Below are 10,607 nucleotides of genomic sequence, written 5' to 3' on the forward strand. Positions count from 1 at the left end.
AGGTTATTTATTGATATTAGAGCCTTGTTCCAGCATCGCCGAAGCGTCGGAAATGGTGAACGAACCCGGTTTCTGACGCGGTGGGAACTCTTTGAAGGTTTCCAGCATCTCTTTCGCGTATTTCTGCGCGCCGCCCATAAGGAACAGACGGTCGTAGAACCAGGAGTTGTAGCCCATACCGTCGCTGCCTTTCTCCAGCGGATCGACCTCAAGGTCAAAGATCAACGGCGTACGCAGCTTGGTGAACGGGTATTTCCACAGATCCAGACCGGTATGTTCCTGAATCATAAAGTGAACTTTCCAACGCTCGTAGCGCATAGCCAGCAGATCGCCGTCATCGCTCCAGTAGAAGAATTCTTTACGCTGATTCGGGCCTTTGCCCTGGAGGTAGTCGAGCTGGTTGTAGCCATCCAGGTGCACCTTGTAGGTAATGGACGGCGTTTTGTAGCCTTTTAACAGCTCGTTTTTAATGTTGGCATCACCGGCAGCGGCGATCAGGGTTGGGAACCAGTCATTACTGCCGAAAATACCGTCAACGATGGTGCCTGGCTTGACGTGGCCCGGCCAACGAATCATCGCCGGTACGCGGAAACCGCCTTCCCAGCCGGTGTTCTTCTCGCCGCGGAACGGCGTTTCGCCCGCATCTGGCCAGGTGGCCGTCATTGGGCCGTTATCGGTGGTATAGACGAGGATCGTATTGTCTTCGATGCCGAGATCTTTAATCTTCTGCAGCACTTCACCAATCATCTTGTCATGTTCCACCATGCCGTCGGCGTAGGTTCCAAGGCCCGTAGCACCAATGCTCCCGTCTTTCAGGTGCGTTTTGTTATGCATACGGGTGGTATTGAACCAGGTGAAGAATGGCTTACCGGCTTTAACCTGACGTTCCATGAAGTCGTTGTTGGCAGCGAGCGTTTCTTCGTCCACGGTTTTCATACGCTGGACGGTAAGCGGACCGGTATCTTCAATCTTGCCATCGGCGGTGCTCTTAATGACGCCACGTGGGCCAAACTCTTTGCGGAAGGCCGGATCTTTCGGGTAGTCCGGGTTCTCCGGTTCTTCTTCGGCGTTCAGGTGGTAAAGGTTACCCATGAACTCATCGAATCCGTGCGCGGTTGGCAGGAATTCATCGCGATCACCGAGGTGGTTTTTACCAAACTGGCCAGTAGCGTAGCCCAGTTGCTTCAGGATGTTCGCAATGGTCGGATCTTCTTTTTGCAGACCCTGCGGCGCACCCGGCATCCCCACCTTACTCATCCCGGTACGGAACGGCATTTGTCCGGTAATGAATGAAGAACGGCCAGCGGTCGAGCTTTGCTCAGCGTAGTAGGAGGTGAACTTGGCACCTTCGGCAGCGATGCTGTCGATATTTGGGGTTTTATATCCCATGGTGCCCTGATTGTAGGTACTCAGGTTCCAGTAGCCAATGTCATCGCCAAATATAACGACAATATTTGGTTTAGATGAGTCTTGCTTTGGCGCATTTTCCGGTGCGGTAGATGTCGCCGGTGCAGCATGAACAGTGGACACAGCGCCAGCTGCTAACGTTAGCACACTGGCAATCATCGTCCTTCTAAAAGGGACACTTTTATGCATGGTGGGGAACTCCGTTCATTAGAAAAGCCTTTTGAGTATAGACACGAAAAAAATCCTCCAAATTTTTTCTAATGGAGGTTAATTACTTTCACAAGATAACTATTCGAGAATTCCTGCAAAAATATGAATAATGCAGGGCATATCTTTCGCATCGTGATTAATTTAATGCAGCTTAATTAAGGCGGAGGGGTTATTCCATCTGGAAGTTATTTAATAATAAATTATGGAAGAAGTTATCATTATTGGATTTCAACATAATGCCGAATCGATTCAATACACACTGGCAGTTAATTTTACGCACCAGGACGCTATGCAAGCCACGCGGATACATAGCTGCCAAATGCTCTATTCAGGTCAAAGAGGTGCTATTTCTTTACGAGTGGATACGCTGACTGACCCCGTAGGGAAACGTTATTTACCTTTTTATCAGAGGGGATAATCGAACGCTTATATTTAGTGATGAGGAAAAGAACCTTTGAAAGGCAATGTCATCTTTCACATGAAATGAAGATCTCTTTATCACTAACATTGCGTAAGTGAAAGGCTGGTCTATGCTAAAAAAAGCAATCAAATTTGCGTTGGCTTTTTGAATAATAACGATAATTCTCGCGTTTTCGGTGGCGAATATGAACAGGATTGTGATCGCTTTTTTAATGTGCTTTCTTTCCTCTTTGGTTGTTAACACATATGCGGCGGAACCTCGTCAGGAGCCCACCGAAAAGGAACGCGCGCGAACGGTTTATATTTTTCATCAACCGATTGTCATGCTCCAGGCGAAATTCGGCCTTACCACGCCAGAAGAGCGGGTGCTGCGCATCCGCAATACGCTACGAAATTTCACTGAAGCCGATGTTCGCGAACCGCTACAGGTTGTATCGGTCACGCGTTATAACCAGCCGGGAAGGCTTATCGTGATGAACGGTAAACCGGTGATGTTGCTGACACAAGGCGATCTCGACGAAGGAGACGATCTTACGCTCGACCAGGCGGCGCAGCGCGTACTGGCGCGCATGGAGGCGCAGCGGTCTGCATTGAGCGATCAGTATAACAGCGGCTGGCTGGCGCTGTCGGCGGTGAAAACGGTGGCTGGTCTGGTGGGACTGGTGCTGTTTTGGTTCGGTGCATACCGTTCCTGGCGTTGGGTCAGACGCGTTTATCGTCGTCGCATTTTTGAGAACAAAAGCTGTATCCCCCAGAGTTGGCGGCGTTTTATCGGCGCTATCGAGACACGCCTGTACGCACTGTTGATGATCCTGCTGGGTATCGTTGCACTTTACGTTTGGCTGAGTTGGGTCTTTAGCCTGTTTCCCTGGACGCGCGTCTGGGGAGAGTCCCTTGGTGACTGGTCTGTACGCGTAGTGCGTGATATTGCATTGTCGATTGTCTCAGCGTTACCTGGCTTGATGATCGTCCTGATCATTTTTCTCATCACGGCGTTCATCCTGAAGTTGCTTAAGGTGGTTCTCAACCAGGTGGAGGCAGGGCGTTTGCAGTTGCCTGGAATTCATCCAGAAACCGTGGGCGCAACCCGTAAGTTAATCTCTGTAGTGGTGTGGCTCTTTGCGCTATCTGCAGCCTATCCCTTTTTGCCCGGTGCCAATTCACTGGCGTTTAAAGGTATCAGCGTTTTCTTTGGCCTGATGCTCACGCTGGGGTCGGCCGGGGTGATGAACCACGCAATGAGCGGACTGGTTTTGATCTATTCGCGCGCGCTGCGCAAAGGCGACATGATTCGGGTAGCGGACAACGAGGGGTTGGTAAGCGAAATTGGCATGCTCGCGACCAAAATTATTACTCGTGAAAATTACGTGGTCACAGTGCCAAATGCGGTAGTGGTTAGTGGAAAAATTACTAACCTTAGCGCGCAAAGCACCAACGGCGGCGTCAACCTGACGGTCGGCGTTACCATTGGCTACGACACGCCCTGGCGCCAGGTCCACGCAATGCTGGAGTTGGCAGCCAAGCGGGCCAAAGGAATCGATCTTTCACAGCCGCCGTTGGTGCGTCAGCTGAGTCTGATGGACTGGTATATTTCCTATGAATTGCAGGTGCGCCTGCTGCCGGATGTATCACTGGCAGATGCCCGTAATGAACTGCACAGCAATATTCAGGACGTCTTCAACGAATTTAACGTGCAGATTATGTCTCCGAATTTTGTGCTACAGCCAGAAAACAGCGTGATGGTGGCCAAAGAGAATTGGTATACCGCACCAGCAACACCGCCAGAAGGCGGGAAATAATGCGTTGGCTTTTTCTGCTAATTCCTCTGCTGTGCTGGCGCGCTATGGCGACAGGGCTTATTGATCCTGAAGACGGCATGGTGGACATGAGCCGTTATTTACAAGAAAACCCGTACGGTTTTCTACCGATTCCGCTGGTTATTACCGAACCGGCCGTTGGTTATGGCGGCGGCCTGTTCGGTCTGTTTCTGCATGGCAAGGGACGACAGGTTGATGGGCAGTTTATTCCTCCGGCCATGAGCGCGTTTGGCGGTGGCGGAACGCAAAACGGTACCTGGTTTGTAGGTGGGGGGCATCGCCACACCTGGCAGGATGACCACATTCGCTATCTGGTTGCAGGAGGCTATGCCGATGTCAATCTGGATATATATTCCGGTGACGTATTTGGCTTTGGCAATAACCGGGCTGTGGAAACCGAAACTCGCGGTTATGGCGGTATGCAAAAGCTTCTCTTTCGCGCAGGGGATTCTCCCGTTTTTCTGGGAGCATCACAGTTCTGGGCAAAGATGGATATCTCTGCCCGCAATAATCCGCTCGTCAACCAGGTATGGCGGCAGCTATTGGGTGAAAGCAGCATCACCTCTGCATTGGGGTTGGTAGCGGAATACGACACAACTGATAACTTCTTTTGGCCCGGACGCGGGCTTTCTCTTAGCGGCGAGTATCAATTCTACGGTCACTATCTTGGGGGCGACTATCGCTACGACCTGCTGACGCTCGAAGGCAAGTTTTTCCTGCCACTGAACGCCGACTGGACGCTTTCACTTGCAGGGGACTATCAAACGCTGTCGCAGCAGGATAAACATCTGCCACCGATGGCGCGCCCTTATATCGAACTTCGTGGTATCTCTCGCTATCGCTATCAGGGGGATGACGTGAGTACCGTTCAGACGCAGTTAGCCTGGCAAATGTCGTCGCGTTGGATTGTTTTGGGTTTTGTCGGTGCTGGAAGTGCGGCAGACAGTACATCAGAGCTTTACCGTAGCGCAGAAGTGGCCTGGGGCAGCGGTATTCGATATTTGATTGCGCGCGAATACGGACTGCGTACCGGTGTAGATGTCGCTTTTAGCGATAACGAACAAGCAGTTTATTTTAATGTTGGCTCTGGCCTGTAGGGATGAGCGGAATGAATGAGGACAAATAATGAAATGGTTCCACGCGGTTGTTCCGTTGCTGTGGGTTTCCGGCGTGGCCAGCGCAACTGAAACTGATGCCAGCACGTTTCCGATTTGGGGCGAGGAGGCCAGGGCGCGGGGATATGCCATTCCGCTACCGTTTGGCATCAACCTGAGCTATATGAACATGCGGCAAAATATTGATGTCAATAGCATCAGTTTTTCCGGACTGGCGCTTGGCAATCACCCGATTCCTGTCGATATGTTCAATATTGATGCCGGCCATACGCGTGAACAGAGCAAAACTGAAAACCTACGTCTGGACATGTGGGTCTTCCCGTTTTTGAACATTTACGGGCTGGTAGGGCACACACGCGGATCGTCGGTCTCGAATGTTTCAGTAGATGCAGACCCTTCGCGCTACACCGGTGTTGACCGCATTATCGCATCATCTGTGCATCAGCTTTATCAGAGCGGTGAGCTACAGGATATTGATTTTGTTCTCGATTTTAAAGGCACAACCTGGGGAACCGGTATTACTTTGGCAGGAGGATACGAAAACTGGTTTGCCCTGGTGGATACCAACTATACCCGTACTGATTTTGACATTCTGGATGGCAAAATTTCAGCCCTTACCGTGTCTCCCCGTGTTGGATATCGCTTTAAATTTCAGGGGCCGGTGGGCGAATCGCATCTGAGCGTCTGGGTGGGGAGTATGTACCAGAACGTGCAGCAGGAGTTCAGGGGTAGCCTCTCCGATCTGCATATGCCCGCTGAGCTTCAGCCACTGATCCAGGCCGTAAACCAGGATGGCAACGGGCGATTTGATGTTAAACAGAATCTGACCTCTCCGTGGAACATGCTGCTGGGGACTCAGTTTGAAATGACGCCACAATTTAACGTCCTGACGGAGTTTGGATTTAACGAACGCAATAGCTTCTTTATTGCCGGTGAATATCGCTTCTGATGAACGGTTATCGCGTCATGTTGACATCGCTATTGGCTCTGACGACCTGGTCTGCGGAGGCGTTAACATTGGATCAACCCTCAATTGACGCTTTCCTCGGGAAGCTGGGTGCGGATAACCAGTACGATCCGGCAAAAGGGGTGAACTGGAGCGTGTTGCCGGGGCCATTTTACACTCCAGAGCTGAAGCTGGGTCTTGGCATGGCGGTGGCGGGGATCTACCGGGTGGATGCGGCAGATAAAACAACTCAGAACTCCTCTGTTTCCTTGACGGGTTATGTCAGTGCCAGCGGGGCGTTGGGAATGGGGATCAGCAGTTATACCTTTTTTACCGACGACCGTTGGCGATTGTTTGTGGACGGCTCAGTGAACAAAGTGCCAACGGGTTTTTGGGGCATTGGCTACGACGCAGCCCAGGGTAATGAACAGGATTACACCAACAACTCCGTGAGTTTGCATCCTGTATTGATGCGAGAAATCGCTGAACGCGTTTATCTCGGCGCGGGTTGGGATTTTTCTTCTATGCAGGCGGACGTTGACGATCCGCATCAGGGGGACGTGTTCAGCCTAAATAATGCGCAGACATCGCCGTTATCGTCTGGACCCAGTGTAAGTCTGAGTTACGACACACGTGACGTTGTCACGCGCCCGCAGCATGGACACTATTTTAAGCTGGAGTACACCTGGTTTGATCCGTCTTTTGGTTCAGATACTCATTTTACGGCAGCACAGGTTCAATACGATCGTTACCTTTTACTTGATGACAGGACTGTGCTGGCGTTCGATTTATGGGGACGTTTCACTCGTGGAGACGTGCCGTGGGATCGTTTATCAATGGCCGGAGATGACCGCCGTCTGCGGGGGTATTACCAGGGGCGTTATCGGGATAAGGATGTGGTAAGTGGGCAGGTGGAATATCGAAAAAAACTCAACTGGCGACATGGTTACGTGTTGTGGTTGGGCGCAGGAGCTTTAGGCAGAAACATTGACGATATGGGACATCATCCGATCTTACCTAATGCGGGTGTCGGTTATCGCTTTGAAGTGAAGCCCGCCATGAATATCCGCCTGGATTTAGGTTTTGGGAGAGAGAGTGCAGGATTCTATTTTCAAATTGCGGAGGCATTCTGAATGGCTAAAGGATTTCTGTTTTTACTGCTGATAGCCGGATTTGCCTGCGCGGAAGTTCCTGGCCTCACTCTTAAACAAGCGCATAAGGCATATCCCGTTGTCGGCCATTTAGCACCGCCGGAGTCACTACGCCCATGCTGCGCGTTTGGCTATGATCTTCATGTCAGGGCGATAGGTGTGCCGATCCCTGTCTACCAGATTGGCAATGTATTAACGTTAGATTCACTGGGGCGTCATCACTATAACGATAGTGCGTTGGGGGCCGTGAAAAATATCGTTGGACTGAGTGAGGAAAAAAACGGACTGCTTTATACCCACCGTGGGGGTTTTATCGACATAGCGCACGTTCGCGATACGGCGGATAACACCTTTTACCTCTTTTCTCGTATTTATCCAAAACTTGGTCAACAGTGGCGTTTTTTTTACAGCGAAGAATTGGGCGTCAGACGGATACAGCTACACGGTTTCACACCTCCTGCAGCAATGGCGCAGCGTTACACATTGGCCGCCTGGTTGGCGGGGAATCTGGCCTTTGAACTGGCTCAATGGCACGAAATTGCACAGTGGTATGGATTCGAGTCTGTTCCCGGTTTTTCTGAGCAGATTTCTGCATTTTCCCCGGAAGATCTCTATTCAAATCTACTGGGTGCTCGTATCGCCATCAACGTGATTTTACAGGGCAGGGTGGAATCCATTGCGGCCTACAACGCGGCGGTGGATCGCGAACTGCAGCGGGTTTTACTGCAACTTGGCGTCGCAACCCGGACTGAAACTGAGCGTAAGTTTCGCGAATTGGACGGTGACTGGTGGAACAGTAAACGTAGGGTTCCAGATAAATTTCTGGTGTTAAAGCGTAACTATAATCTTGAGCATAACCGGTTACCAACCCCAGTTTCGTACGAGAACGCCACGCCACTGCAACTGACTTTTCCTGCCGTGATCGAAGGATATCGGCTTGCGCGCCTGGGCGAGTTACAAATTTACCCGGGCACTTCCATGCAATCGCTTCCGCGACCGAAAACTTATTACGCACCAGATAGTTTTCAGTCCCTGGCTGACACAGCGAGTGAAGCAGACAAAATTCAGCTCGAACGTATGCACAAGTCGCGCTTTTAATCCGGTGCTTTTGCCTGACAATTTAAATGCTGCGAGCTACGCTTTTACAGACGCTAACTACTTCAATAATGAAGAAATTCTGCAGGTGGCATATGAAAAAATTGACCTTGATTTATCTTAGTCTTTTTTGTTCGCCGTTAGCACAAGCTAGCGCACTCTATTTTTATGAAATAGGCACCGAAGATACGGCTTTGGCAGGGGCGGGGCAGGCAGCGCGTGCGCAGGATGCCTCCACCATCGTGACTAACCCCGCAGGAATGACGCGACTTCCGGATCATATGTTCACCGGTGGATTACAGGCAATGGATGGTGATGTGTCCTACACCCTTGAAGACGAGACGGGGCGTAAAAGCCCCGGTGACATCATGCGCTTCTTTCCAAATGCCAGCGCATTCTATGCCCAGAAGGTGAATGACGATCTTTATGCTGGTATTGGGCTATACGGGAATTACGGTCTGGGGATCGATTTTGGCAATTGGTCCGGCGACCGGCTGATTAAGAAAAGCACCATGGTTGCGATGACGCTCAGTCCATCGCTGGCTTATAAGCTTAGTGACAGGGTTTCCGTTGGGGGCTCTGTTAACGTCAATTACGGTTTTCTGTCACTCACTCGAAATGTTGATGGCAACGATGAAAAAGAAAAGGATCATGACTGGGCGATGAGCTATCGTCTGGGATTATTGATGGAACTGACCAATCAAACCCGGGCCGGTATCGCCTGGACCAGCAAAACTGAGTACGATTTTGATATTGACGGCAAAGCGCGTTTCCCGAACTTACCGAACGTGGAATACGATTTGCCTATTTCTGCGCAGGTACATGCTCCACAGCAGATTATGTTAAGTCTGGTTCATGACATTAATAAACAGTGGTCAGTGATGGGCGATCTTGGCTGGCAGGACTGGAGTCAGTTCGGCGCGCCGCAAATAACGGTGGTCGGGCAAGAAGTTGATAAGTCCAGTCGTCTTAAGGATTCGTGGCATACAGCTTTAGGTGTGCAATTTCGACCTACGGAACAATGGCGTTTGAATGCGGGCGTAGCTTTTGATAGTACAGTCTATAATTCGCAAAGCGATGTGGCGCTGACGTTGCCGACCGGTGATGAATGGCGATTTGCTACCGGAGCGCAATATCAAATTACACCACAAAGCAATATCGGTGCTGCTGTGTCGTATCTGCATATGCAGTCGTCCCACGTACAGTCACCATCAATTTATCAGGGGAGTTACGATAATCCGTATCTGTGGTTTGCCAGTGTGAACTACAGTTATCAGTTTTAATGTTCAGTGAAGTGAGAGTCGCGGTGGAATTGTAGAAGACATAAAACAGCTATTTGCATAACCAGCTGTAGTCGAGAGCCATCATCCAGAACTGTTAGCGCTGTTGAGGCAACTGTGCTTGAAAGGGTTTTGAGGCGTCATTATTGAGCAGCACAAGGATGACCATAAAACATCAGATTCAGCCTTTATCTACGTTAGTGCGCATAATGTATATTATGTTAAATGAAATTTGATACGTACTCAGTTAAGTCCCCATGTGGCCCACGTTTGGCCATTGACCTCCTCTGCTCATTACAATCATGAAAGCCTGAGGAACAGAGTTCGCTCCTGCAGTTGAGATGCTTTGAATCCGTGGTGAAGATAAAAACGTTTAGCTTCGTCTGTGAGCGCATGCACCATAACGGCACGCACGCCAATATTTTCTGCCACTTTGTAACACCGCAGTACCGCATCGTGAAGCAGATCGGCCCCTAACCCTTTTCCACGAACAGAAAGATCTACGGCCAATCTGGCAAGGATAATTATGGGGATTGGATCTGGCATGTTACGCCGAAGATTGCCTGTTGCTTCTGTGTGGTTGACGCTACCAGTGGCCAGTGAATAAAAGCCAGCGACTTGTCGCGTGTCTGTTTTGCAGACAACAAACGTCCTGGCTGCGCCGAGAGCCTGATTTTTTAGCCCTTTTTGCTTTAACCAATCATCGAGAACAATTTCTCCGCTGACAAATTCCGCCAATTGATGAATGTGAGTTAGCGGCTCTGGTGCGGTTACAAATCCCACTGTGGTTTCCTTGCCAGTAGCTTCCTGATAGCGGGATCTTCGGCAACCGGAGCATCAAGCATCTCGATAAACTCAGCGTATTGTTCATCATTAAAATTAAACACTCGGCGTTCGAGAATGACGTTCTCTGCCGCCTGGCAGGCCATTTCCAGAATAAAGTCTGTACGCGATTTATGTAGAATCTCTGCGGCCGCATCAATAAGCGCGCGTTGGGATTCTTTAGCTCTAAGGTTGAGCTGGACATCTGATTTCATTATTAAGCCTCTTGTATAGCAATTGCTTTACAAGCATACCATAAGGCTTATGTATAGCAACTGCTATACAGCATCGTTCAACTCAATACTCTGATAAGCAACAATATAAAACCCGCCAGTGCTGGCGGG

Annotated in this window: 9 protein-coding genes; 6 read left to right on the forward strand and 3 right to left on the reverse strand. The window is 50.1% G+C overall.

From position 1 onward, the window contains the following. Positions 1–3: 3 nt before the first annotated feature. Positions 4–1,596 (reverse strand): arylsulfatase, encoded by a 1,593-nt coding sequence (locus FDW94_RS16685; protein ID WP_137377916.1) that lies wholly within the window; start codon positions 1,594–1,596, stop codon positions 4–6. Positions 1,597–2,222: 626 nt separating this feature from the next. Here FDW94_RS16685 and FDW94_RS16690 point away from each other — a divergent pair. From FDW94_RS16690 to FDW94_RS16715, 6 genes are all read left to right on the forward strand, one after another. After that, positions 2,223–3,836, forward strand: coding sequence for a mechanosensitive ion channel domain-containing protein (locus tag FDW94_RS16690; RefSeq protein WP_071446453.1), 1,614 nt, complete (start codon positions 2,223–2,225; stop codon positions 3,834–3,836). A 44-nt stretch (positions 3,837–3,880) separates the two neighbouring features. Then, positions 3,881–4,951: a BamA/TamA family outer membrane protein gene (locus FDW94_RS16695; protein WP_249358617.1), complete on the forward strand. Its 1,071-nt coding sequence runs from the start codon at positions 3,881–3,883 to the stop codon at positions 4,949–4,951. Positions 4,952–4,979: 28 nt separating this feature from the next. Next, positions 4,980–5,918 carry a porin family protein gene (locus tag FDW94_RS16700; RefSeq protein ID WP_137377918.1) on the forward strand — a complete coding sequence of 313 codons (939 nt, stop codon included), beginning with the start codon at positions 4,980–4,982 and terminating at the stop codon, positions 5,916–5,918. 17 nt (positions 5,919–5,935) lie between these two features. After that, a complete protein-coding gene (locus FDW94_RS16705) occupies positions 5,936–7,048 on the forward strand; it encodes a BamA/TamA family outer membrane protein (RefSeq protein ID WP_225280800.1) in 1,113 nt (370 codons plus the stop codon). Further along, positions 7,049–8,164, forward strand: coding sequence for a DUF4056 domain-containing protein (locus FDW94_RS16710; protein ID WP_048235380.1), 1,116 nt, complete (start codon positions 7,049–7,051; stop codon positions 8,162–8,164). Positions 8,165–8,256: 92 nt separating this feature from the next. Then, positions 8,257–9,444 (forward strand): outer membrane protein transport protein, encoded by a 1,188-nt coding sequence (locus FDW94_RS16715; RefSeq protein ID WP_137377919.1) that lies wholly within the window; start codon positions 8,257–8,259, stop codon positions 9,442–9,444. Positions 9,445–9,741: 297 nt separating this feature from the next. Here the strand turns inward: FDW94_RS16715 and FDW94_RS16720 are convergent, their stop codons facing one another. Both FDW94_RS16720 and FDW94_RS16725 read right to left on the reverse strand, forming a co-directional pair. After that, a complete protein-coding gene (locus tag FDW94_RS16720; protein WP_137377920.1) occupies positions 9,742–10,224 on the reverse strand; it encodes a GNAT family N-acetyltransferase in 483 nt (160 codons plus the stop codon). Further along, the gene (locus tag FDW94_RS16725; RefSeq protein ID WP_137377921.1) at positions 10,212–10,478 is read right to left on the reverse strand and encodes a DUF1778 domain-containing protein; all 267 of its coding nucleotides are present in this window, start codon (positions 10,476–10,478) and stop codon (positions 10,212–10,214) included. Before FDW94_RS16725 ends, FDW94_RS16720 begins: the two co-directional genes overlap by 13 nt. Positions 10,479–10,607: the final 129 nt, after the last annotated feature.

This window comes from Citrobacter sp. wls757, assembly GCF_005280935.1.
Classification (GTDB): Bacteria; Pseudomonadota; Gammaproteobacteria; order Enterobacterales; family Enterobacteriaceae; genus Citrobacter; species Citrobacter portucalensis.

Excerpts from the sequence above, each read along its gene's own strand:
- FDW94_RS16715 (WP_137377919.1), top strand. The coding sequence starts at position 8,257 with ATGAAAAAATTGACCTTGATTTATCTTAGTCTTTTTTGTTCGCCGTTA.
- FDW94_RS16710 (WP_048235380.1), top strand. The coding sequence starts at position 7,049 with ATGGCTAAAGGATTTCTGTTTTTACTGCTGATAGCCGGATTTGCCTGC.
- FDW94_RS16725 (WP_137377921.1), bottom strand. The coding sequence starts at position 10,478 with ATGAAATCAGATGTCCAGCTCAACCTTAGAGCTAAAGAATCCCAACGC.
- FDW94_RS16705 (WP_225280800.1), top strand. The coding sequence starts at position 5,936 with ATGTTGACATCGCTATTGGCTCTGACGACCTGGTCTGCGGAGGCGTTA.
- FDW94_RS16695 (WP_249358617.1), top strand. The coding sequence starts at position 3,881 with ATGGCGACAGGGCTTATTGATCCTGAAGACGGCATGGTGGACATGAGC.
- FDW94_RS16685 (WP_137377916.1), bottom strand. The coding sequence starts at position 1,596 with ATGCATAAAAGTGTCCCTTTTAGAAGGACGATGATTGCCAGTGTGCTA.
- FDW94_RS16690 (WP_071446453.1), top strand. The coding sequence starts at position 2,223 with ATGAACAGGATTGTGATCGCTTTTTTAATGTGCTTTCTTTCCTCTTTG.
- FDW94_RS16700 (WP_137377918.1), top strand. The coding sequence starts at position 4,980 with ATGAAATGGTTCCACGCGGTTGTTCCGTTGCTGTGGGTTTCCGGCGTG.